Below are 25,502 nucleotides of genomic sequence, written 5' to 3'. Positions count from 1 at the left end.
ATGAAAACACGTACTTTATCTCAAAATCTTACCGTCAGTGCCGTCGGCTACGGTGCCATGGGTCTGAGTGAATTTTATGGCCAGACTGATGACAAAGGCTCACTGCAGGTGTTGCATAACCTCATCGATCTGAACGTGACGTTTATTGATACCGCAAATTTATATGGCCGTGGTCATAATGAACGACTGATCGGCCACTTTCTTGCCGGGCTGGATAAAAGCACTCGCGAGCAGTTTAAAATTGCCACGAAATGCGGTATCGATCGCTCTCCTGACGAGTCCTATGCCCGCACTATCAATAACACACCCGACTATATTATCCGCTGCTGTAACGAATCCCTTAAGCGGCTTGGCGTTGAACGGATTGATCTCTTTTATCTTCACAGGGTCAGCAACGAAACGCCGGTCGAAGAAAGCATGGAGTGCCTGAGCACACTCGTTAAGGAAGGTAAAATTAATCACATTGGTCTTTGTGAAGTGTCGGCTTCAACGTTACAGCGAGCCCATACGGTACATCCGGTCACCGCGCTGCAAACCGAATATTCGCTGTGGACGCGTGATATTGAGGATACCGTTCTACCGGTTGTGAAAGCGTTGGGTATCGGCCTGGTCCCTTACTCTCCTCTTGGCAGAGGCTTCCTGACAGGCAAATACCTCAGCAACGACGATTTTGCAGACGGTGATTTCCGCAAGAATAATGCGCGTTTTATTCAGTCCAGTCTGGATCATAATCGCCAGTTGCTCGATGCAATTACCCCGCTTGCACAGAAATACGATTGCACTACAGGGCAAATTGCTCTGGCCTGGCTGCTAGCACAATACGATAAGCTGGTTCCAATTCCTGGCACTAAGCATACCCGTTATCTGGCTGAAAACGCTCATGCGGCGGAAGTTATTCTGGAAAAAAGCGATGTTGAATCGCTGAACAACATTCATCGGAAGATAGAAATTAAAGGGGAACGATATTCGGAAGAAGGCATGAAAGGTGTGAACGCCTGATATATTCCGCTCAACAACGTAAAAAAACCGGGGAGACCCGGTTTTTTATGGCTAACAAAGTCACGTTTTTTTATTTCTAAGCAGTGCCTTGCACAGTCGTTAATTTGACTCGTACGATTTCTCCACGCGAGAATGTTTTGTCGTAAGGCTCGCAGGAATAACCGCGACAAGCAGGATGGAAAGGCCAATGGCTGTGCCCGCTACGATATACAGGAGGGGGACCGGGAACGATGACACCATCCAGGCCCCCACTGAAGCACCGATACCGATGGCGATATTGAAAAACGAAACATAGAGTGCTGAGGCTGGAAACGTTTTATCTTCCGCCATACGTAACACCCATGTCTGAAATCCGACAAATACTCCTGATACCGCAACGCCCCAGATAACCATGGCTGTGAAAATGAGCGCGACAGAGAGTGAGGAACCTGACCGTCCGAGGAAGATCAGCACCGCACAGATAAGCAGCACGGATAAAGCTACCGTCATCTTTAGATATTTATCAATCAACACGCCGGTCAGGAAATTACCGGCCAGACCCGCGATGCCGTAAACTAAAAGCACAGCCGGAACAAAAGCAGCGGAGAGTAAACTCTGCATGTGTAACCAAGGCTCAATGTAGGTAAATGCGGCAAAGTGGGCGGTAACGGCAAGCAGCGTGGCAAAGTAAATTTTCCACAGCGTGGACGATTTCAGCACTCTTTTGAGAGCATCAATACCCATCGCGCTTTTATTGTTTATTTGCGGGACAAGAACAGTAATGCCCACAAAGGCCACGACGCTGAGTGCTGCCATCAGCCAGAATGCCTGCCTCCAGCCCAAATGAATGCCAATATAATTTGAAACCGGTACACCAAACACGCTTGCCGCAGAAACACCGCCAAATACGATTGATGTTGCCGTACCGATATAACGGGCAGGAACAATGGCTACTGCAGTCGCTCCAATCATTGCCCAGAATGCACCATGCGCAAGTGCACCCAATACGCGCGCACTCAGTAGAGCACCGTAAGTGCTTACCGTGGCGGCCAAAATATTGGATATCATAAGAACGACGGTGAGTACCAACAAAAGACGCTTTTTCGCCACATTTCCCAGGAACACGGAGGCAAACAATGCGCTTAATGCCCCTACCCACGCATAAAGAGACACGGTCATGCCAACCGCGGATTCCGAAGAATGGAGCCCCTCTGCAATAGGAGTTAATAACCCTACAGGCGCAAGTTCAGTGGTAACGATGGTGAATGTTGAAATTGCCAGAATAACTAAAGCGAGCCATGACTTTAGCGTCATATTTTGCGGTAATTTCTCTGAAATCATATTACTTACCTCAATAATCGTTTATATAATTAGCCATTTTTTCTGCTGTGCATCTCGTAAGCAAGATATAATCATCTACACAGAACCCTCTTGCCAAACACGCTAGTTCTGATAATTACGTGGACGACCTTTAACAGAATTTAAATGCCATATTTCGCGTTAGAGAAAATGAGTCAAAATTGCATGAGAAATTTATCAATCCAGTACTCAAATGGAATTATTAAATTTGTAATATAGTTTTTGTATTACTATTTTTTTAGGTTTTTATTTTAAACGTTCCCGTGTAAGATCTGAGAAGATAAAATAAAACGAAAATACCTTTTCGCTTTTCAGGATCATCGTTATGGCTACAGCAGAACATTTAATCAGCAATAACCTTCCCAGTATCAAACAATTGCAATGCTTTCTCGCTGTCGCGCATGAGTTGAACTTCCGCAAGGCAGCTGAACGTCTGAGGATGACGCAGCCCCCTCTGACCCGGCAGATTAAATGTCTTGAGGCCGTTTTGAAGCGTCAGCTCTTCAGTCGAAATACGCACGACGTAAGCCTAACTGAATCAGGGCGCGCACTGGTGGTAAAAGCTGAGAAAATTCTTCGCGAAATCAGTGAACTGAAAACGGATTCCCTCTCCTCTGAAACCACCTTACGGATCGGACTCACCCGGACGCTTAATTTTGAATATATTGAACCGGTGAATAGGCAGCTTCAAAAACTGAACGCCGGGGATGATGTTGAAACACCGGACCTGACATCAGCGCAGCTGCTGCAAAGCTTGTCCAAAAATATGCTGGATCTGGTGCTAACAGGGGAAAAAGGGACAGGTCATGAAGATATTGTCCAGTACCGTTGGGTTTGCCAGGAGCCGCTCCTTATCGCAATGCCTTCTTTACACCCTGCAAGCCTGAAAGAAAAAGTCGCTCTCGACGATATCAGTGATTTACCGATTTTCTGGTTTTCCAGAAGTGCTAATCCGTCGTTTTACGACAAATGTGAAAGCTACTTTGACACGCTGAAAACGCCGCTGAAGCGCATAAAAGAACCAGACGATTCACTGGTGATGCTGAGTCGTATCGCAAGAGGGAAAGGGTTTGCGCTGCTACCTCAGTCAAAATGCACCTTCAATCAGGAGGGGCTCTGTTACCGCGAGCTAACGGATGATGAGGCAAAGCGACTCAATATTGATATCTATGCGGCAACCCGCCTCAATGAAAACCGGGAGGAGATCCTCAACGCTCAGAATATCTTGTGCGGGAAGGAGAACTAATGCAGGTAAAACACGCCCTCTTCCGGCAGGAAAAGATGGTTATAGCGTAGCTGAAAGGCATTAAGCTCCTGCGGGTCGGGCTCCATCTCGCGCATAAAGCCGAGCGCCAGACGAATTTGCGCATCGGTGATCGGCGCACCCAGGCGGGCTTTACGCAGCAGACGGTGCCACGTATGCAGGTTCTCTTCACTGCCGTCGACAATGCAGACCTGCCAGATCAGCAATACCTGCGCCGCGTTTTGCAGATGCGCCTCGTCCGGGCGTTCAAGATAACGGATAAACTCATTCCCGGCTGTTTTACCGAACTGATCGATCATCGACTCAACCGGCATTGGGGTAATCCCCAGCCGTTCGCTTAAACGTTTGATGGCGCGGCGGGAATCTGAGGTCAGGACACGAAATCCCACCACAAACACCACGGCAAGCGTTGCCAGCATTATCCAGACCATGCGTTCTCCTCAGACTAGCCGCTTATCATAGCGGGAAACGCAAGGCCTCGACAGCGGGCAAAATGCTATTAGTGTAGTGAAAAGGGGTGGAAAATCATTCTGAAAGCGGATCGCCGCGCTGAAGCCCCTTTTGCAGTGCCTCGTGGAAGCGCGCAGGATCCTGCATCTGCGGCGCATGACCCATATCGTTAAATTCCACCAGCGTCGCTTGCGGAATGCGTTTTGCCGTCTCTTTCCCCAGCACCGCATAGTTGCCGAGCGTCTTGCGGATCTCCGGCGGGGCGAGATCTTTCCCGATGGCGGTGTTGTCCTTCGTGCCGATCATCAATAATACCGGCATCTTCAGTTCACTAAATTCGTAGATCACCGGCTGGGTGTAGATCATGTCGTAGAGCAGCGCCGAGTTCCACGCCACGCGCGCTTTGCCCGGCCCGTTGTTCAGCCCGGCGAGCATGGTCACCCAACGCTCATATTCCGGCTTCCACTCCCCGGCGTAGTAGGTGTTTTTCTCATACTGACGAATACCGTCGGCACTGACTTTCAGTTCGCGCTGGTACCACTGGTCGACGGTAATATGCGGAACACCGCGCGCTTTCCAGTCTTCCAGCCCAATCGGATTGACCATCACCAACTGTTCCACCTGCTGCGGCCACATTAGCGCGTAGCGCGTCGCCAGCATGCCGCCGGTCGAATGCCCGATAACCGTCACGCGATCGGCACCCAGGGACGCGAGCAGCGCATGGGTATTGTCCGCCAGCTGCTGGAAGGTGTACTGATACCGCTCCGGCTTGGTGGATTTACAGAAACCGATCTGGTCGGGTGCCACCACGCGATAACCCCTGGCCGAGAGCGCGCGGATCGTGCCGTCCCAGGTTCCAGCGCAGAAGTTTTTGCCGTGCATCAATACCACGGTGCGACCGTTGGGTTTTTCCGGCTTAACGTCCAGATAAGCCATATCCAGAGACTGGTTTTGCGAGGTAAAGGTAAAGTGTTTTACCGGCCAGCCGTAATCGAAACCTTCCAGCTTTTCGCCGTAGGAAGGGGTATCCGCGGCCATTGCGGGTGACGCCAGCGCCATCAGCAGCGCAAGGCAGAATAATCGTCGGGTTAACATGCAGGCTCTCCGTTCTAAGGCTGCACAAAAGGCGGCAGCAAAAATACTGTAGAGCATACAGGGGAGGGAGAGTGTAAAGCGGGGTAAAGGCAGGACGTACAAAACAAAAAAGCCCGGCAAAACGCACCGGGCAAAGAAGTTACCTGCACACTCAGGCTGTTTTCAATTTCTGCACTCGCCTTTCGCGACGAATTTTACGTTCTTCCAGCACCGCAACCATCGCCATCAGGACGATACAGCCAATGGCTGCCGCATCCAGCGCCGCAAAGGTACCTGCCCAGCCGGTGAGGCCAAAAATTGGCGTACCGTCGGCAATCATCCCCAGCCCCAGCTTGGCGAAGCTGTCGCCGATCAGGTAAGCGAAGGTGCCTTTAATCCCATCGGCTGCGCCGATCGCTTTTTTCGGTACAAACCCGACCGCCGCCACGCCAATCAGCAGCTGTGGACCAAATACCAGGAAGCCGAGCGCAAACAGGGAAGCCAGGTAAACATACTGGTTACTGGCGTGCTGGTAGACGCCGAGCGTGGCGATAATCAGCGCCAGTGCGACGCAGGCCACCAGCGCGCGGCGGCCATTGGCGAGATCCGAGAGCCAGCCCCACAGCAGCGTGCCGACCAGCGCGCCCACTTCAAACAGGGTGAAGCCCTGAATCGCGACTTCTTTAGAAAGCTTCAGCTCCTGGAAGGCATACACCGTCGACCACTGGTCGATGCCGATACGCACCACGTACAGGAAGATGTTTGAGAAGCACAGCAGCCAGATCACTTTGTTTTTCAGCACGTACTCAACAAAGATCTGCCATTTGGTCATCTCGTTTTCTTCGGTCTCTTTGTCCTCTTCGCTGATCTCCTCGCCGAACAACTCTTCGGCTTTGCCGAGGCCGTAAGATTCCGGGGAATCGCTGCCGAAGCGCAGGCCGATAAAGCCGACAATCAGGGCGATAATCGACGGGAAGATAAACATGCCGATCACGTGGCCGTCGAACAGATAGTTCGCGCCGAACAGCGCCACGCCTGCCGCGCCCGCACCGCCGAGGTTATGCGAGATGTTCCACATGCCGAGGTACGAACCACGCTTGCGGCGCGGGGTCCATTTGGTGATGGTGGAGTAGCTGCACGATCCGCCGGTACTCTGGAAGAAACCACTCAGAGCATAGAAAGCGATCATCAGGAACAGGCTCACGGAACCTGCGCCCATGCTGGCGCTGAAGCCGAGCATACAGATGGCGGAGAGAATCAGCATAAACGGCAGGAACTGCTTGGTATTTTTACCGTCCGCATAGTAGGAAACCACCGTTTTCCCCACCCCGTAGGTGATGGAGAATCCCAGGCCAATCATCCCCAGCTGCGTCATGCTCAGCCCGTAGGTCGAGATCATGTCGTTCTGCGCGATGTTAAAGTTTTTGCGGATCAGGTACATGGTCAGGTAGCCGATGAAGACCACCAGATACGACTGCATGAACGGTTTGAACCACATTTTGCGCCGCACGTCGAGCGGCAGATCCAGGGTCGGCTTGCGCACCTGATTGAGGAAGGCCAGCATGGTTTGCTCCTGAGCTGATTTTTACCTGCGAATGGCAGGCATTGTAAAAATCAGCCGGGAGAGATGCCTGAGACAGCGTCCAGGTAAAACCGGGAAAATTTCTTAGTTTTGCGCCACTCGGCAGTAAAAGGTGAAGTGTGTCACGCTTCGCGCGGGGCCTGCGCGTGCAGGAAGGGCAGCAGCAGCAGGGCAGAGATCCCCGCCGCGATGGCGATGACCGCGAAGAAACCGCTCCAGTGCCAGGTGTCGATCACCCGCGCCAGGGGCCAGCCGGAGAGCGATGCGCCAAGATAGGCAAACAGCCCGACAAACCCCGTCGCCGCACCCGCCGCCTCTTTGTGCGAGCACTCCGCCGCGGCCATGCCGATCAGCATCTGCGGGCCAAACACGAAGAAGCCGATGGTGAAGAAGCATGCCGCCTGCATCACGTAGCTGGCGAACGGCATCAGCCACAGCGAGCCGACGGAGAGCAATATCCCGGCGGCGAAGATCAGGTTCATCGGGCCTCGGTTGCCGTTAAACAGCTTGTCCGAGCCCCAGCCTGCCACCAGCGCGCCGATAAATCCGCCCAGCTCGAACATCGTGACCGCCGAGTTGGCGGTGACCAGATCCACCCCGAGCGTCTCCGACATGTACAGATTGCCCCAGTCGTTGATCGCCGCACGTACCACGTAAACCAGCACGTAACAGAGCGAGAGTAGCCAGATGTAGGGATTTTTCAGCACGTATTTGGTCAGGATCTCTTTGCGGGTCAGCCCCGCCCCTTCCTGCTGTTGGGCAATCTCCATCTCGTCGTGCCGCCAGTCGCCCACCGCAGGCAGTCCAACGGTTTGCGGCTTGTCGCGCAGGCGCCAGCAGAGGAACAGCCCGGCAACAATCGCCAGGCCCCCGGCAATCATCATCCCTGCGCGCCAGCCGTAGTGCAGCGCCGCCGCACCGACCACCATCGGGATCAGCGCCCCGCCGACGTTATGCGCGGTGTTCCAGATTGCCCACCAGCCGCCGCGCTCGTTGCGCGAGTACCAGGCGGTGAGCAGGCGGGCACAAACCGGCGCTCCCCAGCCCTGGAAAAAAGCGTTCAGTGCCCACAGCAGGGCAAAGGCCCACAGCGAGGTGGAGAAGCCGAACAGGATATTTACCACGCCGGTGGCAATCAGCCCGACGCCCATAAAGTAGCGCGCGTTGGAGCGGTCGCTGACGATGCCGGAGAAGAACTTCGACAGGCCGTAGGTGATGTAAAACAGCGTCGCCAGCAGGCCGATATCGGTACGCGTCATCACGCCGCTGGCGAGGATTTCCGGCGCGGCGGCGTTAAAGCTTTTGCGGGTAAAGTAAAACAGCGCATAGCCAAGCCAGATGGTCATCAGGATATGGCGACGCCAGTAGCGGTAGCGCGCGTCAATTTCCGCTTTGTCGCCTAGCGGTGAGGCGTTGGCAGGCATTTTAAACATGGTGGTTCCTTAGCGGCAGGCTGACGCTAACGCGCGTCCCGTGGGTACAGGAGATAGCCAGCGTGCCACCCAGCGCCTTCACGCGCTCGCGCATGCCCGCCAGGCCAAAACCCTGCTGGCCGGAGCCCGGCGGCAGGCCGCAGCCGTCGTCTTCAATCACCAGCGTCAGGCGATCGTTCTGCTGGCCGCCCTGAATGGTGACCGCGCTGGCATTGGCGTGTTTGACGATATTATTCAGCCCTTCCTGACAGACGCGGAACAGCGTCACGCGCTGGCCTTCACTCAGCGCAGATTCATTAATTCGCCAGTCGAGATGGCTGACAATGCCGCGGCTTTCCAGCTCCATCTCGCGCATCAGGGAGCGTATCGCCTGCTCAAGTGACAGGTCGTCAAGCTGGCGTGGACGCAGCCGTCCCAGCAAGCGGCGAACGGCGTCATAAACCCCCAGCGAAAGCTGTTCGATATGCGCCCCGCCCTGCTTCACACCGGCATTTTCCGCCGCCAGACGCTGGACAATGCCCGCCTGGGTGCGGATGGCGGTGATGGTCTGGCCGATGTCATCATGCAGCTCACGGGCGACCTCCTGCCGCACGCTCTCTTCCGTCTCCAGCAGACGCTCCGCCAGACGGCGATTACGCGCCAGCTCGTTTTGCAGAGACTGGTTCAGCTCGCGCAAACGCTGGATCCCCGCCCCCAGCAGCAGCCCGGTCAGGCTTTGAGCCAGCAGGGAAAGCAGCAGGTCCACCGGATGGTCGTGCCAGGTCTGGCTGGCAATGAGCGCGATGGCGTTCATCAGCGTGGCAATTAAGGCGCCCTGCCAGCCGTAGTGCCAGGCGAGGGCGATGATCGGCAGCGCCAGACAAAACGGTGTGAAGCGTGAAAGCTCTGCGGGCAGGCCGAGCTGTAGCCACAGGCTCACCACAAACAGCAGCAGATACCAGATGAGATGCCGGGCGCGCCAGTTGACGGGCTGGGAGACCAGCGCAGGCCCCAGCGGCTGCCAGACGGTACTGGTGAGGTAGTGCCAAAAAACCAGACAGGTCGGCGCAAGGGTCAGCCCGCCGGTGAGAGTCAGCAGCAGGGCGTTGAGCATCTCCCTGTCGCCAGCCCACGGCAGCGATTGCAGCAACGCGGCGGCAATCAGCGCCGCCCCCTGACGCAGCAGCGTGCGCCAGTCGCGCTGGTGACGATAACGGGAAATGAGCGCAACCGGGATAAGCGTGAGCAGGCTTCCGGTCATCAATAATGGCAGCTGCGTGAGCGCAACTTCCTGCGCCAGCCAGACCAGCATCAGCCACTCTGCGCCCAGCAAAACGGGCCAGTAGCCGCGGGGACATTGCAGCATCAACCCCAGACGCAGGCCGAAGGGGAACAGCAATACCGCCAGCTCGGGTCGCTCCACCAGATGCAGGCTGATGCTCCACAGGCAGAACCATGCGGCAGAAAAGATAAAAAAGCTGGCGACGACGGCGATCAGCCGCGAAAACAGCGGGTTCATTGCCAGCTATCAAACATGCGGCGCGCCAGCTCGACATCGTTGCTGACGTTGAGTTTTTCCATCAGATTGGCGCGGTGAACGTGAACGGTTTTTGGCGACAGGTCCAGCTCGGCCGCAATCTCTTTCACCGACATCCCCTGTGCGAGTTTCTCTGCAACCTGACGTTCGCGTTTAGTGAGCGGATCCTGACGTCCGGCCGCCAGCTTGATGGCGATATCCGGTGTTAAATAGCAGCCGCCGGTGGAGACGGTACGCACGGCGGCGATCAGCTCGTCCGGGCTACAGCGTTTTGAGAGGAACCCGCGTGCGCCCGCGTTGAGCGCCTGCTCGACCAGCGCCGGGCTGTCGTGGACCGAGAGCATGATCGTCGCCATCCCTTTCGGCAACTGGCTTAACAGCTCCAGACCGGAGAGATCCGGCATTGAGATATCGCAGATACAGACCTGCACTCCGCGCCCCGGCAGGCCGGCCAGCGCCTCACGACCGGAGCCAAACTCGGCCACGACCTGAAAATCGGGTTCGAGGTTGAGAAGCTGGGCAAAGCCGGAGCGGACGATAAGGTGGTCGTCGATAAGCGCGATGGTGGTCATGTTTGATCCTGCGGTCTGAAAACGCCGGATGGCGCTGCGCTTATCCGGCCTACAAGAGCGAAAGACGCTTACCTTAAGCGATCTACTCGAAAAACACCGCAATTTTGTTAAACATGGTGGGATCGGACTGGTTGCGCGCCACTTTGGTGACATCTTCCAGCTTGTCGATCTGCGCCATCATCTGCTCCAGACGCTGGTCATCGTTGACCAGTAGCCAGATGCGGCTGTGCTCGCTGCCCTGAATCGGCAGACAGAGAATACCTTCCACGTTAAACGCCCGGCGGGCAAACAGCCCGCAGACGTGGGTCATGACGCCAGGATGGTTGCGGACGGTGAGTTCCAGAATGACGTTATCATGTTGTTTCTGCATGGCTTATTCTCCCACCATCTCAGTATTTGCCGCGCCCGGCGGCACCATCGGATACACTTTTTGTTCAGGATCGATACGCACGTGGATCAGCGCCGGGCCGGGGCGCGAAATCGCCGCCTGCAGCGCCGCGTGGGCATCCTCTTCGGCGTTCAGATCGCAGGTGTGAAGGCCAAAACCGGCAGCAATCTGCATAAAGTTAATCATTCCCGGATAGGTCGCGGCAAATACGCCCTGCTTGTAGAACAGGCTCTGCTGCTGGTGTACCAGCCCCAGCGCCTCGTTGTTCATCAGAATGATTTTGACGTCTAACTGGTTTTCGGCCGCGGTCGCCATTTCCTGAATGTTCATCATCAGGCTGCCGTCACCGGAGAAGCAGATGACTTTACGGTCCGGATTCGCCAGCGCCGCACCCACGGCAGCAGGCAGGCCAAAGCCCATGGTGCCGAGGCCACCGGAGGTCAGCCACTGGCGCGGACGGTTCAGCGGGTAGGCCTGGGCGGTCCACATCTGATGCTGGCCCACGTCGGTGGTAATAATCGCGCTGTCGTCCACGCAGGCGGCCACAGCGTTGATAAGACCATAGTGGCTCAGCGGATCGCCCTCGGTCGGGATGGCGCCCGGGAACTCTTTTTGCAAATCGGCGACCAACTGACGCCAGTCGGCACGGTCGGCTGCGTCCGTCTGCGGGATCAGCTGCGCCAGCACTTCAGCCACGTCGCCCTGAATGGCCACGTGCGGCTGCTTAATTTTACCCAGCTCGGCGCGGTCGATGTCCACATGGATGATTTTGGCATTCGGGCAGAACTGCTCGGTTTTGCCAATCGCCCGGTCATCAAAACGCGCGCCCATTACAATCAGCAAATCCGCTTCTTGCAGGATGTAGTTGGTGCTGCGCGCGCCGTGCATGCCCAGCATGCCAAGAGAGAGCGGGTGCGCTTTAGGCAGCATGCCGAGCGCCATCAGGGTCATGGTGGTGGGCAGGCTGGCTTTTTCAGCGAACTGGCGGATTTCATTCGCGGCGTTAACCGCCCCACCGCCCAGATAGAGCACCGGGCGTTTGGCGGCATTAATCATCGCCGCGGCGTCACGCACGCTCTCAGCACTGAATTCCGGCGCGGGGGCACGGTCGCCCGGCTCTGGCAGCACGTCAATCTCGATCTCTGCGGTCTGGACATCCTTAGGAATGTCTATCCACACCGGGCCCGGGCGGCCAGACTGCGCAATGCGAAACGCATCGCTGATAACCTGAGGAAGCTCGCTGATATCGCGAACTAAATAGTTATGTTTGGTGATGGGGATAGAGATGCCGTAGGTATCCACTTCCTGGAACGCATCGGTACCGATCATCGAAGACGGCACCTGGCCGGTAATGCAGATCAGCGGAATGGAGTCGAGGCGCGCGTCGGCGATGGCCGTTACCAGGTTGGTAGCCCCCGGCCCGCTACACGCCATACAAACCGCCGGTTTCCCCTGGGTACGCGCCATGCCCTGCGCGATAAAGCCCGCGCCCTGCTCGTGGCGAGCCAGCACGTGGCGGATTTTTGTGCTTTGGCTTAACGCATCGTACAGCGGCAGCACCGTGCCGCCCGGGATGCCCGCAACCGTGGTGATGCCCTGTCGTTCCAGCAAATGAACGATCAGCTGCGCGCCCGTAAAACGCGTCTTAGTAGATGTTGTGCCCGAACTTGCCATGCTCCAGTCCTTTTCTTCTGAGCCAGCCTTCCGGGGAGGGTCCTAAACGAAAAACCCCGCCCGGTTTGCGCCGGCGGGGTTTTGGATTCGTGTGTTGATCCAGTCCCTACGGCGCATTGCCGACGACCACCACCACACGCACGACGACCACTGCGGCTGGTTGCGCAGTTTTTAGTAGGGTCGAGGTGAACAGAGATGGAGTCATTAGGAACCTGTGTTTGGAATCATTGATTGAATTTATACAAACACAGGTTTTCGGGCGTGACAATGGAAATATTTTCATCTGGACAAAAATGCGTCAGGGATCACGTTTCGTTTGTTGGGTGATGAAAACAGTAGTCGGACGTGAGTATTTCATTCAATGAACAGCGCAGGCGATACCCCAAAGCGAGCAGCCAGTTTTTTTATATGGTTCAACGTCAGCTGACGTTGACCGTTCAACACCCTTGAAACCATTGATTTACTGCCAATTTCATCCTGAAAATCCGAAATAGTCAGTTTGTATTGATCCATAAGGGTTCTTAAAACGGCAATGCCCACTGGGACAGATTCCATCTCCTGGCGTAAGGCGACAATTTCGGGCCGATTGGCTTCGTAACGACGAATTCTTGCACATACGATATCCAGCAAAGGGCTGCCAGGTTCGTTCATCAGTAAATACTCAACCAGCTCAAGTGCGTCCTGGTAATCTTTCTCGTTTGGATGTTCACCCAATAAAGGAACCGCCGCGACAAGGGCATGCGTTGCTTTCATTGCATCAGCTACGATCATCATTTCTTCCCCTTAGTGCGATGTTTCTCCGTAAAACGGTCATATTCCTTATGAGTAAAAACATGGCGCACATAAAACTTTTGGCTTTCAAAGAATATGAGAGCCACTACTCTGAGTTTGTTGTTAGCAATATCAATAACATAATGCTTATCGAGATACTTCAAATTATCTAGCGTTGGAAAGATTTTTCTTAGCGCAACAGGCGTCGTGCAATGGCTCTTTTCGATGGTTCGCCCCAGAAAGAGAAGCTCCTCTCTGTGTTGCGGAAACTGGATCACCGCATCCAAAATTGCCTTCATTGAGATTAAATGCATACTGCATACCTGCCGCGTCCGTTGCCATTATGGCAACAATATCACGGATTGCCAATTAGTCAACGGAAGGCCTGCTTAGGACGGACCCAGAAAACAAAAAACCCCGCCGGAGCGAGGTTTTTATCAGGGTTTTGCGGTTGGTCGCCGCAGAACACACTGTGTTACGTCAACGCAAAAAGTATACGCGATCGAGGACGAACGCGCAATTCCGGCACGGATTTTGACGTTTTTGAGTATGGGTCGCCTTTCGATTTTTGTCCAAAAAATACTGTTCATGCATACAGTATTTATCTATACTGAGGGTGTTCGCAGTGAGCGAGGGGGCCGCAGTTCTACCGGCGCAATGAAGTCCTGGCTGAAACGGGTGGTGCCGTCAGTGCCTTAACCCCTGAAGTGAGCACACTGTGTTACGTCAATCCAGGTGCTGGCAACAGGCGGCGGAAAGGTACGCCAGCATCGTGCTCCTTTTTACCAAAAGGAGACGCGTATGGGCATCGTGGATATGGTGATACTTATCCTCAAACTCATTGTTGCATTATTGCAACTGCTTGATGCTGTCCTGAAATACGTTCGGTAAGTCAGGTTCAAGTCGCACCTGAGAGGGGCGGGCAACCGCCCCTCTTTAATAACGAGGGAATGCTATGTCGCGTCTGTTAATTGAGCCTGTTACGCCTGATGAACCGGGCTATATCGCCCTGAAGGCGGAAAGTATCGCATTGAATTTCAACATGCTGCGCAGGCTGGAAGAGAACTGGCAGCGGGGTGAAAACCGCTTTAACGCGCCGGGCGAAAAGCTGCTGGGGGCGTTTCTTTACGGCAAGCTGGTAGGCGTATGCGGTCTCAACCGCGATCCCTTCAGCCAGCAACCGCGCGCCGGGCGCATTCGCCATCTCTATGTTAGCGAGAAGTGTCGCGGGTTGGGCATCGGCAAACAGCTTTTAACCGTGGTGATGGCCGATGCCAGCATCTGGTTTGATTTCCTGAATACCCACGCGCCGGATACCGCGTATGGGTTCTACCGCCGGGCAGGTTTCACGCTGGTCTCGGATGAGCCGCGGGTGACGCACCGCCTGTTTTGTGCGGTGTAACCGGCTGGCAGCATCAGGACGTGAATGTTACAGTTGAGTGACAATTCACCACCCGATACGCCATGACCATCACCGTATTCTGCATTTTGCTGTTTGCCGCGCTGCTGCATGCCAGCTGGAACGCTATCGTTAAGGCCGGAACGGACAAGCTCTATTCTGCGATAAGCGTCAGCGGCTCCGCTACGCTTATTGCGCTGGTGTTGCTCCCCTTCTCTCCACAGCCTTCTGCTGCAAGCTGGCCGTTTTTAATCGTCTCCTGCGCCTTACAGGTGGTGTACACCGTGCTGGTGGCGAAGACCTATCAGGTCTCCGATATGAGTCAAACCTACCCGCTGATGCGCGGCACCGCCCCGCTGCTGGTGGCGCTGATCAGCGTCCTGGCACTTGGCGATCGTCTCTCCTGGCTAGCCTGGTCCAGCATCGGGGTGATCTGCCTGTCGATTCTGGCGATGGCGATGAACGGGCGCATGCAGTCCCGAAAAGGGATCTGGCTGGCGCTACTGAACGCCTGTTTTATCGCCGGATATACGCTGGTGGACGGCACCGGGGTGCGGCTCTCGGGCACTGCGCTGGGCTACACGCTGTGGACCTTCTTTATGAACGGTTTTTGCCTGCTGAGCTGGGCGATGGTGGCGCGTCGGCGTGAAGCCTTTGGCTACCTGCGTCTGCACTGGAAAAAGGGGCTGCTCGGCGGCGTCGGCACCATGGGCTCGTATGGCCTGGCACTGTGGGCGATGACGCAGGCACCGCTGGCCGTAGTCGCGGCGCTGCGTGAAACCTCGATTCTTTTCGGGGCGCTGATTGCCTTTGTGCTTTTAAAAGAGAAGGTTGCGGGCCTGCGCATCGCTGCGGCGCTGGGTATTGCTGGCGGCGCTATTCTCCTGCGCCTCGCATAAATCACTGGCAACATTAGTTGCCGTTTTTGTTTACAAATCCTGCCTTCTGACGTTCATCCATTCACCATCACAATGATTAAATTGTCATCTCACTGTGGTAGATTCCTCGCGCATTTACGGGAATGCGCAGTCACTTATTCTTCATTTTTCTCTTTTGGCAAAAGTATTCAGCGACATGAAAAAACAAAGGAACGTTAACTTATTGTTGATGCTGGTGTTACTGGTGGCCGTCGGTCAGATGGCGCAAACCATCTACATTCCGGCGATCGCCGACATGGCAAAGGAATTAAACGTCCGCGAGGGCGCGGTACAAAGCGTAATGGCCGCCTACCTGCTAACCTACGGCGTTTCACAACTCGTCTATGGCCCGCTGTCCGACCGCGTCGGGCGTCGCCCGGTGATCCTGGTCGGCATGAGCATATTCATGGTGGCGACGGTGATTGCCATCACCACCCATAGCCTGACCATATTGATTGCCGCCAGCGCCCTGCAAGGTGTCGGAACCGGCGTCGGCGGGGTGATGGCGCGAACCTTACCGCGCGATATGTACCAGGGCACCCAGCTCCGCCATGCCAACAGCCTGTTGAATATGGGGATTCTGGTCAGCCCGCTACTTGCACCGCTGATTGGCGGCCTGCTGGACACAATGTGGTCCTGGCGCGCCTGTTACGCCTTCCTGCTGGTGCTCTGCGTGATAGTGACCTTCAGTATGGCACGGTGGATGCCGGAAACGCGCCCGCAGGACGCGCCGCGCACGAAGCTTATCGCCAGCTACAAAACGCTGTTCGGCAACGGTGCGTTTACCTGTTACCTGCTGATGCTGATCGGCGGCCTGGCAGGCATAGCGGTGTTCGAAGCCTGCTCCGGCGTGCTGCTGGGCGCTGGGCTTGGCCTGAGCAGCATGGTGGTGAGTATTCTGTTTATTCTGCCTATCCCGGCGGCGTTCTTCGGCGCCTGGTTTGCCGGACGTCAGAACAAGCGTTTCTCCACCCTGATGTGGCAAGCAGTGATTAGCTGTCTGCTGGCGGGACTGATGATGTGGATCCCGGGACTGTTTGGCGTGATGACCGTCTGGACGCTGCTGATCCCGGCGGCGCTGTTCTTCTTCGGCGCAGGGATGCTGTTCCCGCTCGCCACCAGCGGCGCGATGGAGCCGTTCCCGTTCCTCGCGGGCACGGCGGGCGCGCTGGTGGGCGGTTTGCAAAACATCGGCTCCGGCGCGCTGGCCTGGCTCTCGGCCATGATGCCGCAGACCGGGCAGGCTAGTTTGGGTTTGCTGATGACGCTGATGGGGCTGCTGATTTTACTGTGCTGGCTGCCGCTGGCGTCGCGTGTCCCGCATCACGAGCAGCCGGTTTAACCGCATGATGGCCCGGCTTGTCGCCGGGTTTTTCACAGACGGGAGCAATCATCGCCTGTAATAACGGCTCTGGCGCAGGTCGCCAGGCGCCCTCTTCCCCGTCGTAAAACTGGAAATCCGCGTTAAGCGCATACGGAATTTTCGCCTTTTGCAGCTCGCAGGCCATAAAGGTGGCGAAGGCCATTTGCGAAGCGGTTGGCGTGAGGTGGTTTGACTCCCCCACGCCCCAGCCTCCGACCCAGCTGACGTGCCCGGTTTTTTGCTGCCAGCGCAGCGCGGTATTGATGCGATTATGGATAGCCGCTTTCTCTGCCGCCGTGCCGGACGTCCACGGGTATTTACCGTTATTTTTCAGCGGCCCCCACGGGAAAATATGCCACTCCGCCAGCAGGAAGTTCTGGCTGTGCGCAGGCAGCTTCAGGCTGGTTAAATCCTCCGGCGCGGCGCGCAGGCGCGGTGCGATGAAAATCATGCGCTGCGGGTCAATGTCATGGATCGCTTTTATGGTTTTTTCATACACGCGATTTAACGACGCGAGGTTGTGGTTGAGCTTGTCGGCGGGCTCGTAAATCAGGTCAAAACCCAACTGCGGGTAGCTCTGGCCGAAATAGTGGGCGACGGCAATCCACCAGTTGATTGTCTCTTTCTCATTATCGGCTTTCGGGTCGTTTTTATATTCATCTGCCTGATAAGCAATAATCGGGATGACACCATACTGCTCGCAGGCTTCCACCAGCTTGCGCAGATGGATGAGCCGCGCTTCCGTCGGCTCATCGGCGACGCGGATGCGCACATGGCTAATGCCTTTTGCACGAAAATCGCGTACCACCAGCGGGTCAAATTCACGTATACCGCGCTCGGTACGCGCCCAGTCTACATCCATCCCCACACCCAGCTGCTGAGCATAGCGGGCAGCCGTCATCGCCGGCTCAGCGGCAATCGCCCAGCCGGAAGAGATCAGTAACGCAGAGGCAATAAAAGGCTTTAACACGGTTTACCCTGGATAAATCGAAAGCATTACCTGTATTTAGCACGCTTTTTCACATTTGGTGTAGCGTCAAAGCGTAATAATTCTTCACCTTGCCCGTTCTCTCAGCCAGCTAATAAAGGCGTCAATTTTCGACCACTGGCGGCCCGGAAGCGTTGAGATATAGTAATGCTGATGGCATTTGAGGGTCTTTTCACCAAACGGTGCAATCAACTCTCCCTTCTCGAGCCGTTTCTGCACCAGCCGCTTTCTGCCCATCGCTACCCCCACATCATTGATGGCCGCAATAATCGCTAAATCAGAACGATCAAAACCAATCCCCGACGATGGCGGCATATTTATCGCAAAATCCTGCGCCCAGCTTAGCCATTCATCCGTACCGGAATCATTGCTCCAGGCCTGACGGTCATGAAGCAACGTACAGTGGCTGAGGTTATGGGGGTTTTTAACCAGTTGATGTTCGCGGGCGTACGCGGGTGAACAAACGGGCAAAATCTCCTCATCCATCAGGAAGTGATGGGAAAGGTGGTTTGCCGGCGTATCGTCGAAATAGAGCGCCAGATCGATGCCCGTTCGCTGCATATTGACGTAATCATTTCCGGTCAGGACGGTGAGTGAAATCGACGGATAGCGGCGGGTAAAATCTCCCAGCATGGGAACCAGCCAGCACTGCGCTATCGATGGCCGGGAGTACACCGTTAGCGTACCGGAGAGCGCCTGGTTTTTGATGTCCAGGATCTCCTGATTCAGGGTATCGAGGGAGGATTTAAGGGTCCAGTAAACGCGCTTCCCCTCCTGCGTCAGCTCAACCTTACGGTGCGAGCGGACGAACAGCTGAATACCCAGCTCCTCTTCCAGCAGATTAATGCGGTGGCTCACCGCGCTGGGGCTGAGCGAGAGCTCCTCCGCGGCCAGCGCGAAGGACTCATGCCGGGCGGCCACTTCAAAGGTGTACATTTTCGAGAGCTGCCAGCCGTTTAACAGCCGGTTTCTGGCTTCATTCGCATCGGTCATCACAATTCTCACGCGTGGTTTCTGCGCTCAGCATACCGTTTAAGGGTGAATTTATGTGAACCTAATGCAAGTTAAGTGCGTTTTTTAGAGCGTAGTCACTCAGTTGATCCAATCTGGCTCACCTGAATGCCAATTTATATCGTTTGTCAGCCCCCGCCGTTTTTTCGTCCAATACCCACAGATGACATAAGGGTGAGGTGAGATATGGGATCTCAGGTCTGGGTTGTGGCAACGCTGCTGGTCAGCATTGTGTTAATTGTTTTAACCATCGTTAAGCTGAAGTTTCACCCGTTCCTCGCGCTGCTGCTGGCGAGCTTTTTCGTCGGTGCGATGATGGGGATGAGCCCACTGGATATGGTGAACGCCATTGAGAGCGGGATTGGCGGTACGCTGGGCTTCCTGGCGGCGGTGATTGGTCTGGGCACCATTCTCGGCAAAATGATGGAAGTCTCCGGCGCGGCAGAGCGCATCGGGATCACGCTGCAGCGCTGCCGCTGGCTGTCAGCAGACGTGATTATGGTGCTGGTGGGCCTGATCTGCGGCATTACGTTGTTCGTGGAAGTGGGCGTGGTACTGCTGATCCCGCTGGCGTTTTCCATCGCCAAAAAGACCAACACGTCGCTGCTCAAGCTGGCCATTCCGCTCTGTACCGCGCTGATGGCGGTGCACTGCGTGGTGCCTCCGCATCCAGCCGCGCTGTTTGTGACCAATAAGTTAGGCGCGGATGTCGGAACGGTAATTGTTTATGGTTTGATGGTAGGACTGGTGGCGTCTCTGGTCGGTGGCCCGCTGTTCCTGAAACTGCTCGGCAATCGTCTGCCGTTTAAACCGGTTCCGGCAGAATTTTCAGACCTCAAGGTGCGGGAAGAACACACCCTCCCGTCGCTGGGCGCCACGCTGTTTACGGTTCTGCTGCCAATTGGCCTCATGCTGGTGAAGACCATTGCCGAGCTAAATATGGCAAAAGAAGGTTCGCTGTATACGCTCCTCGAATTTATCGGCAACCCGATCACCGCGATGTTTATCGCCGTGTTTGTCGCCTACTACCTGCTGGGGATCCGCCAGCATATGAGCATGGGGGCGATGCTGACGCACACCGAGCACGGTTTTGGCTCTATCGCCAATATTTTGCTGATTATCGGCGCGGGCGGCGCGTTCAACGCCATCCTCAAAACCAGCGGACTGGCGGACTCACTGGCGCATATTCTCTCGAACCTGCACCTGCATCCTATCCTGCTCGCCTGGATGGTGGCGCTGGTGCTGCATGCCGCCGTAGGCTCCGCCACGGTCGCGATGATGGGCGCCACGGCGATAGTCGCCCCGATGCTGCCGCTCTATCCGAACGTGAGTCCGGAGATCATCACCATTGCTATCGGTTCCGGCGCCATTGGCTGCACGATCGTCACCGATTCTCTCTTCTGGCTGGTGAAGCAATACTGCGGCGCAACCCTGAATGAGACCTTCAAATACTATACGACGGCGACGTTTATCGCCTCGGTGCTTGCACTTGGCGGCACATTCCTGCTTTCTTTCATTATCTGAGCGCGAAGAGACGTACTATGGAAAACGCAACTATCACTACTTTAACCGCACAGTTTCCTCTGGTTGAGGATCTGATTGCCCTGAAAGAAACCACCTGGCTTAACCCACGTACCACGACGCTGGCGGAAGGATTGCCTTACGTCGGGCTGTCCAAAGCCGACGTGGACGACGCGCACGCGCGCCTTAACCGCTTCGCGCCGTATCTGGCGAAAGCCTTTCCGGAAACGGCCGTCACGAAGGGGATTATTGAATCCGAACTGGTCGCCATTCCGGCCATGCAGGCGCAACTGGGGAAAGAATATGACAAGACCATTCCCGGCACCCTGCTGCTGAAAAAAGACAGTCATCTGCCGATTTCCGGCTCGATTAAAGCACGCGGCGGCATCTACGAGGTGTTGACCCACGCGGAGAAACTGGCGCTGGACGCCGGCTTGCTGAGCATCGAAGACGACTACAGCGTTCTGCTGGAGCCGCGCTTTAAGGATTTCTTCAGCCAGTACAGCATTGCGGTGGGCTCAACCGGCAACCTGGGGATGTCCATCGGCATTATGAGCGCACGCATCGGCTTTAAGGTGACGGTGCACATGTCCGCCGATGCCCGCGAGTGGAAGAAAGCGAAGCTCCGCAGCCATGGCGTCATCGTCGTGGAGTATGAGCAGGATTACGGCGTGGCGGTGGAACAGGGGCGCAAAGCGGCAGAAAGCGATCCGAACTGCTTCTTCATTGATGATGAAAACTCACGCACCTTGTTCCTGGGCTATGCGGTGGCAGGCGAGCGGCTGAAGGCGCAGTTTGCCGAACAGGGCCGCGTGGTGGATGCGGCGCATCCCCTGTACGTCTACCTGCCCTGCGGTGTCGGTGGCGGCCCTGGCGGCGTGGCGTTTGGCCTGAAGCTGGTCTTCGGTGATAACGTCCACTGCTTCTTTGCGGAACCCACGCACTCGCCGTGCATGCTGCTCGGCGTTTACACCGGCCTGCACGACGAGATTGCGGTGCAGGACCTGGGTATCGACAACGTGACGGCGGCAGACGGCCTGGCGGTCGGGCGCGCGTCCGGCTTCGTGGGCCGCGCGATGGAGCGCCTGCTGGACGGGTTCTACACGCTTTCCGATCAAAGCATGTATGACATGCTCGGCTGGCTGGCGCAGGAGGAAGACATTCGTCTGGAACCGTCCGCGCTGGCGGGCATGGCCGGGCCGCTGCGTGTGCATTCAGATGCCAACGTCACCCACCTGGTATGGGCAACCGGGGGCGGCATGGTGCCGGAAGACGAGATGGCGAAGTATTTAGCAAAAAGCCGTTAATCGTAGGCCCGGTAAGGCGTAGCCGCCACCGGGCTTATAAGCTCACCATTTGCTGAATATGAGTAACGGCAAAGAGTAAAGACAGAGACAGCACAGCGAGCGCGATCAGGAACTTATCCCGCACCGCTTTCGGCTGCACAAAATCATCTTGCGCCACGTCCATCAGGTTACGGCTGCGGGTATAGCGCCACAAAATGAAGGCTACCAGCGCCAGCACAACAATCGAGATCCAGAATGGCACCCCGGTCCGGTGCCAGTTGTGCTTGATCGCCAGAGCAATCAGCGCGCCATACCCCAGCAACGTGCGCAGCCATGCGAGCGACGTCCGCTCCGGCTGCAGGCCAGGGTCCGCTTCGCGTCGCGCTTTGCGGCTATCCGCCATAGAACACCAGCACCATCACCACGCCTGCCACCGTCAGCAGGATCGCGCTGATGATGAGTAGCCCGCGCGTATAGGGTAAATCCTGCTTCAGACGCATCGCCTTCTCATTGCGCAACCAGCGCAGATAGCCGTAAATCGCCAGCACGCCTGCGAACAGGCACAGAAGCAGCGCCAGTACTTCGCGGATCAGCGGCGTGGCGAAATCAGGTGCGAGCTGATCGAGGCCGACACCTGCAGCCAGAAAGCCCAGCGCCGTGCGGATCCACGCTAAGAACGTGCGTTCATTAGCCAGAGAGAAGCGATAATCCGGCGCTTCACCGAGGCGGGAAATTTTCATGGAGGTTCCTTGTCGAGCTACGGGCAGGCTTCAGCATAGCGTAAATCGACCAGGACAAGGAGACCGGCATCGGGGATGCCGGTCAGGAAGGTTAGTGCAGTTCCGGCCAGTACTCTTTGTTGGCTTCGATCAGGTCATCCAGAATCGCTTTCGCGACTGACGCGCTCGGCACGGTTTTCGACAGGGTAATCGCCTGCCAGAGTTTCTGATACGAACGCTGCTCCCAGGCATCTACCACCAGTTTTTCCACCGCCACCTGCTGGCTCATCAGCCCTTTCTGGAAGTGTGGAATATCGCCAACCGTGAGCGGCTCCGGTCCGTTATGGCCCACCAGACACGGAATTTCCACCATCGCATCGGCATCAAAGTTATGAATGGCACCGTTGTTTGGCACAATCAGCAACATGCGTTCCTGGGTGTTAAAGGCAATCGCGGTCGCCAGATCAACGATGTACGACGCATGTTCGTCGATTTCCAGCTCCCCGGCGGCGGAATTACCCGCTTCGATGATCGCCCGACAGGAGCTGAACACATGTTTCTCGCGGTGATCCATGACTTCATTGGCGCGGGTCCGTTCCGGGTTAGAGTGCGCAACAACGTAGTCCGGGAACAGATAGTATTTCAGATAGGTGTTCGGCATGGTGTCCGGATCCAGCGCCTGCACATCTTTTGCTTTGGCAAAGGTATCGTTCCAGCTTGCTTCGGTATGCGCATCTTCAGAAGGCGGAACATAGCCGTTTTTCGCCACGTATTCGCGCAGTTTCGGCATTAAATCGTTACCGTTGAGATCTTCAATCGAGGTCCACCAGCCGAAGTGGTTCAGACCGTAGTAGCGCACGCGCATCTCTTTGCGGTCTTTCAGGCCAACGATCTGCGCCATGCGTCCTTCGATGCCAATCGGCATATCGCAGATGTTGAGGATTTTGGCATTCGGACGCAGGCGGCGCGTGGCTTCCGCGACAATCGCCGCCGGGTTGGAGTAGTTCAGCATCCACGCATTCGGGGAGTACTGCTCCATGTAATCTACCAGCTCCAGCACGCCGCCGATCGAGCGCATGCCGTAGGAAATCCCACCTGGCCCGCAGGTTTCCTGGCCCAGCACGCCATGGCGCAGCGGGATTTTCTCATCTTTTTCACGCATCGGGTATTTGCCGACGCGGATATGCGCCATCACGAAATCCACATCGGTAAACGCCGCTTTAGGATCGGTGGTGTAGCTAAACTCAATCTCCGGCGCCTGCTCTCTAAGGATGATTTTGCACGCTTCGGCGATGGTCTCCTGACGTGCGCCGTCGTTATCATAAAACTTCAGGGCGCGCAGCGGGAAACGGTCACGGTTGGCTAACAGCATCAGGACGATACCAGGCGTAAAGGTGCTGCCGCCGCCTGCAATGACAACTGAGAATTTTTTCATGATATAGCCTCTGTCAGGGTGGTTTGTTCATTCGTTAAAGGGGTTTTCATCAGCGATTCCAGCTGGTCACGCACCTGAGGAACGTGCAGACCGACAATCACCTGAATGCCGTTGCCGCGTCGCACCACACCGTGTGCGCCCAGGGCTTTGAAGACGTCGTCGCTTTGGGTTTTCGCCATATCCACCAGCGCGATACGCAAACGGGTGGCACAGTTGTTGATGCTTTCGATATTGGCCGCACCGCCGAGCGCCTGCAGGAATCCGGCGGCCTGTCCGACCTGCTGGCTGGCCGCCGCCGGGGCAGTGGTTTGCCCGCGTGCCGCCTTATAGTCGGCCTTGCTGTACAGTTTGATTTCGCTCTCTTCCCGGCCCGGCGTTTTGAGGTTCAGACGCACAATCAGCGTTTTGAAAACCATGAAGTAGAGGCCGGTAAAGCAGACGCCGATGCCGATTTGCGTGAAGACCGTTGAGGCGTGGTTATGGAACATCGGGATCCAGTTTTGCGGCAGGAACTGGTCCAGCAGGCCGCCGCCCATGTTGCCGACCACCCCAAAGGTGTACATCACCGTTGCCATGGTGGCCGCCAGCACGGCGTGAACGGCAAACAGCAGCGGCGAGATAAACAGGAAGGTGAATTCGAGTGGTTCAGTAATGCCCACCAGCACGGCAGTGAGCGTGGCCGGGACCAGCAGCCCCGCCACCTTGACGCGGTTTTCCGCTGAGGCGGTGTACCAGATCGCCAGCGCAATCCCGACCGAGCCAAACACTTTTGAATTGCCGTGGAGCGCGAACCCGCCTTCGGGGAAGAGGGTTTTCAGCGGCAGGGTACTCTGGCTGAATTCCTGCAAATGCTGCGCCCAGTAGACCTGAATACCGCCTTCCACCGCCGCCGGGCCGAAGATGAACGGGCCATAGACGAAGTGGTGCAGTCCGGTTGGGATCAGAATGCGTTCCAGGAAGGTGTACACCCACACGCCCAGCGCACCGGCAGAGCGCAGGAACGCCTGTAGGGACTCAATGCCCATCTGAACTTTCGGCCAGCCCAGCAATGTCAGCCAGGCGCAGGGGATCATGACGAAAAACGCGAGGATAACGACAAACGAACTGCCCTGGAAAATCCCCAGGAAAACCGGCAGCGGCTTGTCGAAATAGCGGTTGTGGATAGCGGTCACGATGCCAGAAATCACAATGGCACCGATGATGCTGGTATCGAGCGTTTTGATCCCGGCAATCATCGCCAGCCCGCTTCCCGCCGTGGGTTCGGCGGAGAAATCGACGCCGAAGAAGTGACCCCAGGTCATCCCCATCGCGTTGATGAAGTAGTTCCAGGTCAGGAAGCTAATCAGCACCGCCAGACAGGCGCGGCCCTGCGCCTGCTTTGCCAGGCCAATCGGTAAACCGACGGCGAAAATCAGCGGCATATTGCGAAATACCGCCCAGCCGCCCTCTTCAATAATGTGAACGATCTGCGCGAAAAGATTATCAGGGGCCGTTAAGGCTTCGCCGACAAACAGCGGGTTGCGAAGCATAATGGCGATTCCCACCACGATCCCGGCAAACGGAAACAGCAACACCGGGGTAAACATGGCACCGCCAAAACGTTGTATTTGACTGAGCATTTTTAAATCCTCACGTAACAACCTGTAGGGGGTAGAGGCCGTTATGGTTTTTTGCTGGCCTGAGGTGAGCATAAGAACTTACTGATACGCGAACATGGCGTGCCGTTGCGATTCGTGATCGCATTCATGGTTTTATTTTGACCAGTGAGGTCTACTTTTCGTTGTAAATATGGACATGTGAAG

Annotated in this window: 26 protein-coding genes; 8 read left to right on the top strand and 18 right to left on the bottom strand. The window is 56.1% G+C overall.

Translation table 11 applies throughout. The annotated features are described in order from the left end of the window. A complete protein-coding gene (locus tag A4308_RS07460; protein ID WP_045281342.1) occupies positions 1–999 on the top strand; it encodes an aldo/keto reductase in 999 nt (332 codons plus the stop codon). 99 nt (positions 1,000–1,098) lie between these two features. Here the strand turns inward: A4308_RS07460 and A4308_RS07455 are convergent, their stop codons facing one another. Then, positions 1,099–2,319 (bottom strand): MFS transporter, encoded by a 1,221-nt coding sequence (locus A4308_RS07455; RefSeq protein WP_023331695.1) that lies wholly within the window; start codon positions 2,317–2,319, stop codon positions 1,099–1,101. A gap of 343 nt (positions 2,320–2,662) precedes the next feature. Here A4308_RS07455 and A4308_RS07450 point away from each other — a divergent pair, with 343 nt between their 5' ends. Beyond that, entirely contained in the window at positions 2,663–3,583 is a 921-nt protein-coding gene (locus A4308_RS07450; protein ID WP_048997365.1) for a LysR family transcriptional regulator, read from the top strand. Here A4308_RS07450 and A4308_RS07445 read toward each other — a convergent pair. From A4308_RS07445 to A4308_RS07400, 11 genes are all read right to left on the bottom strand, one after another. Beyond that, positions 3,580–4,032 carry a DUF1198 domain-containing protein gene (locus A4308_RS07445; RefSeq protein WP_045281345.1) on the bottom strand — a complete coding sequence of 151 codons (453 nt, stop codon included), beginning with the start codon at positions 4,030–4,032 and terminating at the stop codon, positions 3,580–3,582. The two genes, A4308_RS07450 and A4308_RS07445, sit on opposite strands and share 4 nt — an antisense overlap. Before the next feature lie 94 nt (positions 4,033–4,126). Continuing rightward, complete coding sequence (locus A4308_RS07440) at positions 4,127–5,146, bottom strand: alpha/beta fold hydrolase (RefSeq protein ID WP_045281346.1); 1,020 nt, start codon at positions 5,144–5,146, stop codon at positions 4,127–4,129. A gap of 151 nt (positions 5,147–5,297) precedes the next feature. Then, positions 5,298–6,689, bottom strand: coding sequence for a hexose-6-phosphate:phosphate antiporter (gene uhpT, locus A4308_RS07435; protein ID WP_045269323.1), 1,392 nt, complete (start codon positions 6,687–6,689; stop codon positions 5,298–5,300). A gap of 140 nt (positions 6,690–6,829) precedes the next feature. After that, a complete protein-coding gene (locus A4308_RS07430; RefSeq protein WP_014881933.1) occupies positions 6,830–8,140 on the bottom strand; it encodes an MFS transporter in 1,311 nt (436 codons plus the stop codon). Beyond that, positions 8,133–9,638 (bottom strand): signal transduction histidine-protein kinase/phosphatase UhpB, encoded by a 1,506-nt coding sequence (gene uhpB / locus A4308_RS07425; protein ID WP_045281347.1) that lies wholly within the window; start codon positions 9,636–9,638, stop codon positions 8,133–8,135. The genes A4308_RS07430 and uhpB overlap by 8 nt, the downstream gene beginning before the upstream one ends. Next, positions 9,635–10,228, bottom strand: a complete 594-nt coding sequence (uhpA, locus tag A4308_RS07420; RefSeq protein ID WP_014881931.1) for a transcriptional regulator UhpA — start codon at positions 10,226–10,228, stop codon at positions 9,635–9,637. Before uhpA ends, uhpB begins: the two co-directional genes overlap by 4 nt. 82 nt (positions 10,229–10,310) lie before the next feature. After that, on the bottom strand, positions 10,311–10,598 hold the full coding sequence (ilvN, locus tag A4308_RS07415; RefSeq protein WP_010426528.1) for an acetolactate synthase small subunit: 288 nt from the start codon (positions 10,596–10,598) through the stop codon (positions 10,311–10,313). A 3-nt stretch (positions 10,599–10,601) separates the two neighbouring features. Then, complete coding sequence (gene ilvB, locus A4308_RS07410; protein ID WP_023331689.1) at positions 10,602–12,290, bottom strand: acetolactate synthase large subunit; 1,689 nt, start codon at positions 12,288–12,290, stop codon at positions 10,602–10,604. A 106-nt stretch (positions 12,291–12,396) separates the two neighbouring features. Next, positions 12,397–12,495, bottom strand: a complete 99-nt coding sequence (ivbL, locus tag A4308_RS22395) for an ilvB operon leader peptide IvbL (protein WP_023331688.1) — start codon at positions 12,493–12,495, stop codon at positions 12,397–12,399. Positions 12,496–12,644: 149 nt separating this feature from the next. Continuing rightward, positions 12,645–13,064 carry a helix-turn-helix domain-containing protein gene (locus A4308_RS07405; protein WP_023331687.1) on the bottom strand — a complete coding sequence of 140 codons (420 nt, stop codon included), beginning with the start codon at positions 13,062–13,064 and terminating at the stop codon, positions 12,645–12,647. Continuing rightward, the gene (locus tag A4308_RS07400; protein WP_045134487.1) at positions 13,061–13,375 is read right to left on the bottom strand and encodes a type II toxin-antitoxin system HigB family toxin; all 315 of its coding nucleotides are present in this window, start codon (positions 13,373–13,375) and stop codon (positions 13,061–13,063) included. The genes A4308_RS07405 and A4308_RS07400 overlap by 4 nt, the downstream gene beginning before the upstream one ends. Before the next feature lie 487 nt (positions 13,376–13,862). Between A4308_RS07400 and tisB the strand changes: the two genes are divergently transcribed. From tisB to emrD, 4 genes are all read left to right on the top strand, one after another. Continuing rightward, complete coding sequence (gene tisB / locus A4308_RS22955) at positions 13,863–13,952, top strand: type I toxin-antitoxin system toxin TisB (RefSeq protein WP_045281349.1); 90 nt, start codon at positions 13,863–13,865, stop codon at positions 13,950–13,952. A 64-nt stretch (positions 13,953–14,016) separates the two neighbouring features. After that, on the top strand, positions 14,017–14,463 hold the full coding sequence (locus tag A4308_RS07390; protein ID WP_063308488.1) for a GNAT family N-acetyltransferase: 447 nt from the start codon (positions 14,017–14,019) through the stop codon (positions 14,461–14,463). 62 nt (positions 14,464–14,525) lie between these two features. Next, a complete protein-coding gene (locus tag A4308_RS07385; protein WP_045281350.1) occupies positions 14,526–15,359 on the top strand; it encodes an EamA family transporter in 834 nt (277 codons plus the stop codon). 175 nt (positions 15,360–15,534) lie between these two features. Beyond that, complete coding sequence (gene emrD / locus A4308_RS07380; RefSeq protein WP_032637792.1) at positions 15,535–16,719, top strand: multidrug efflux MFS transporter EmrD; 1,185 nt, start codon at positions 15,535–15,537, stop codon at positions 16,717–16,719. Here the strand turns inward: emrD and A4308_RS07375 are convergent. Next, positions 16,622–17,710 carry a cellulase family glycosylhydrolase gene (locus A4308_RS07375; RefSeq protein WP_032635252.1) on the bottom strand — a complete coding sequence of 363 codons (1,089 nt, stop codon included), beginning with the start codon at positions 17,708–17,710 and terminating at the stop codon, positions 16,622–16,624. The genes emrD and A4308_RS07375 overlap by 98 nt on opposite strands. An 84-nt stretch (positions 17,711–17,794) precedes the next feature. Continuing rightward, complete coding sequence (gene dsdC, locus A4308_RS07370) at positions 17,795–18,721, bottom strand: DNA-binding transcriptional regulator DsdC (protein WP_045281352.1); 927 nt, start codon at positions 18,719–18,721, stop codon at positions 17,795–17,797. Positions 18,722–18,925: 204 nt separating this feature from the next. Here dsdC and dsdX point away from each other — a divergent pair, with 204 nt between their 5' ends. After that, the gene (gene dsdX, locus A4308_RS07365) at positions 18,926–20,263 is read left to right on the top strand and encodes a D-serine transporter DsdX (RefSeq protein ID WP_045134490.1); all 1,338 of its coding nucleotides are present in this window, start codon (positions 18,926–18,928) and stop codon (positions 20,261–20,263) included. Between the two features lie 17 nt (positions 20,264–20,280). Next, positions 20,281–21,567 (top strand): D-serine ammonia-lyase, encoded by a 1,287-nt coding sequence (dsdA, locus tag A4308_RS07360; RefSeq protein WP_045134491.1) that lies wholly within the window; start codon positions 20,281–20,283, stop codon positions 21,565–21,567. Positions 21,568–21,601: 34 nt separating this feature from the next. On the opposite strand, the gene A4308_RS07355 is transcribed toward dsdA, so the two are convergent. From A4308_RS07355 to A4308_RS07340, 4 genes are all read right to left on the bottom strand, one after another. Beyond that, the gene (locus A4308_RS07355) at positions 21,602–21,949 is read right to left on the bottom strand and encodes a DUF202 domain-containing protein (RefSeq protein WP_023331677.1); all 348 of its coding nucleotides are present in this window, start codon (positions 21,947–21,949) and stop codon (positions 21,602–21,604) included. After that, positions 21,939–22,286, bottom strand: a complete 348-nt coding sequence (locus A4308_RS07350; RefSeq protein ID WP_014068263.1) for a YidH family protein — start codon at positions 22,284–22,286, stop codon at positions 21,939–21,941. Before A4308_RS07350 ends, A4308_RS07355 begins: the two co-directional genes overlap by 11 nt. A gap of 91 nt (positions 22,287–22,377) precedes the next feature. After that, positions 22,378–23,700: a 6-phospho-alpha-glucosidase gene (locus tag A4308_RS07345; RefSeq protein WP_032635243.1), complete on the bottom strand. Its 1,323-nt coding sequence runs from the start codon at positions 23,698–23,700 to the stop codon at positions 22,378–22,380. Then, positions 23,697–25,319: an alpha-glucoside-specific PTS transporter subunit IIBC gene (locus A4308_RS07340; protein WP_014881918.1), complete on the bottom strand. Its 1,623-nt coding sequence runs from the start codon at positions 25,317–25,319 to the stop codon at positions 23,697–23,699. The genes A4308_RS07345 and A4308_RS07340 overlap by 4 nt, the downstream gene beginning before the upstream one ends. Positions 25,320–25,502: the final 183 nt, after the last annotated feature.

It is taken from the genome of Enterobacter sp. ODB01 (assembly GCF_001623605.1).
GTDB classification, from domain to species: Bacteria; Pseudomonadota; Gammaproteobacteria; order Enterobacterales; family Enterobacteriaceae; genus Enterobacter; species Enterobacter kobei.
This window is presented reverse-complemented; position numbering and strand designations above follow the sequence as displayed.

Excerpts from the sequence above, each read along its gene's own strand:
- A4308_RS07350 (WP_014068263.1), bottom strand. The coding sequence starts at position 22,286 with ATGAAAATTTCCCGCCTCGGTGAAGCGCCGGATTATCGCTTCTCTCTG.
- ilvN (WP_010426528.1), bottom strand. The coding sequence starts at position 10,598 with ATGCAGAAACAACATGATAACGTCATTCTGGAACTCACCGTCCGCAAC.
- A4308_RS07355 (WP_023331677.1), bottom strand. The coding sequence starts at position 21,949 with ATGGCGGATAGCCGCAAAGCGCGACGCGAAGCGGACCCTGGCCTGCAG.
- A4308_RS07430 (WP_014881933.1), bottom strand. The coding sequence starts at position 8,140 with ATGTTTAAAATGCCTGCCAACGCCTCACCGCTAGGCGACAAAGCGGAA.
- A4308_RS07400 (WP_045134487.1), bottom strand. The coding sequence starts at position 13,375 with ATGCATTTAATCTCAATGAAGGCAATTTTGGATGCGGTGATCCAGTTT.
- A4308_RS07405 (WP_023331687.1), bottom strand. The coding sequence starts at position 13,064 with ATGATGATCGTAGCTGATGCAATGAAAGCAACGCATGCCCTTGTCGCG.
- emrD (WP_032637792.1), top strand. The coding sequence starts at position 15,535 with ATGAAAAAACAAAGGAACGTTAACTTATTGTTGATGCTGGTGTTACTG.
- A4308_RS07385 (WP_045281350.1), top strand. The coding sequence starts at position 14,526 with ATGACCATCACCGTATTCTGCATTTTGCTGTTTGCCGCGCTGCTGCAT.
- uhpA (WP_014881931.1), bottom strand. The coding sequence starts at position 10,228 with ATGACCACCATCGCGCTTATCGACGACCACCTTATCGTCCGCTCCGGC.
- uhpB (WP_045281347.1), bottom strand. The coding sequence starts at position 9,638 with ATGAACCCGCTGTTTTCGCGGCTGATCGCCGTCGTCGCCAGCTTTTTT.
- A4308_RS07445 (WP_045281345.1), bottom strand. The coding sequence starts at position 4,032 with ATGGTCTGGATAATGCTGGCAACGCTTGCCGTGGTGTTTGTGGTGGGA.
- ilvB (WP_023331689.1), bottom strand. The coding sequence starts at position 12,290 with ATGGCAAGTTCGGGCACAACATCTACTAAGACGCGTTTTACGGGCGCG.
- A4308_RS07345 (WP_032635243.1), bottom strand. The coding sequence starts at position 23,700 with ATGAAAAAATTCTCAGTTGTCATTGCAGGCGGCGGCAGCACCTTTACG.
- A4308_RS07455 (WP_023331695.1), bottom strand. The coding sequence starts at position 2,319 with ATGATTTCAGAGAAATTACCGCAAAATATGACGCTAAAGTCATGGCTC.
- A4308_RS07440 (WP_045281346.1), bottom strand. The coding sequence starts at position 5,146 with ATGTTAACCCGACGATTATTCTGCCTTGCGCTGCTGATGGCGCTGGCG.
- dsdC (WP_045281352.1), bottom strand. The coding sequence starts at position 18,721 with ATGACCGATGCGAATGAAGCCAGAAACCGGCTGTTAAACGGCTGGCAG.
- dsdA (WP_045134491.1), top strand. The coding sequence starts at position 20,281 with ATGGAAAACGCAACTATCACTACTTTAACCGCACAGTTTCCTCTGGTT.
- uhpT (WP_045269323.1), bottom strand. The coding sequence starts at position 6,689 with ATGCTGGCCTTCCTCAATCAGGTGCGCAAGCCGACCCTGGATCTGCCG.
- A4308_RS07390 (WP_063308488.1), top strand. The coding sequence starts at position 14,017 with ATGTCGCGTCTGTTAATTGAGCCTGTTACGCCTGATGAACCGGGCTAT.
- tisB (WP_045281349.1), top strand. The coding sequence starts at position 13,863 with ATGGGCATCGTGGATATGGTGATACTTATCCTCAAACTCATTGTTGCA.
- ivbL (WP_023331688.1), bottom strand. The coding sequence starts at position 12,495 with ATGACTCCATCTCTGTTCACCTCGACCCTACTAAAAACTGCGCAACCA.
- A4308_RS07450 (WP_048997365.1), top strand. The coding sequence starts at position 2,663 with ATGGCTACAGCAGAACATTTAATCAGCAATAACCTTCCCAGTATCAAA.
- A4308_RS07460 (WP_045281342.1), top strand. The coding sequence starts at position 1 with ATGAAAACACGTACTTTATCTCAAAATCTTACCGTCAGTGCCGTCGGC.
- A4308_RS07340 (WP_014881918.1), bottom strand. The coding sequence starts at position 25,319 with ATGCTCAGTCAAATACAACGTTTTGGCGGTGCCATGTTTACCCCGGTG.
- dsdX (WP_045134490.1), top strand. The coding sequence starts at position 18,926 with ATGGGATCTCAGGTCTGGGTTGTGGCAACGCTGCTGGTCAGCATTGTG.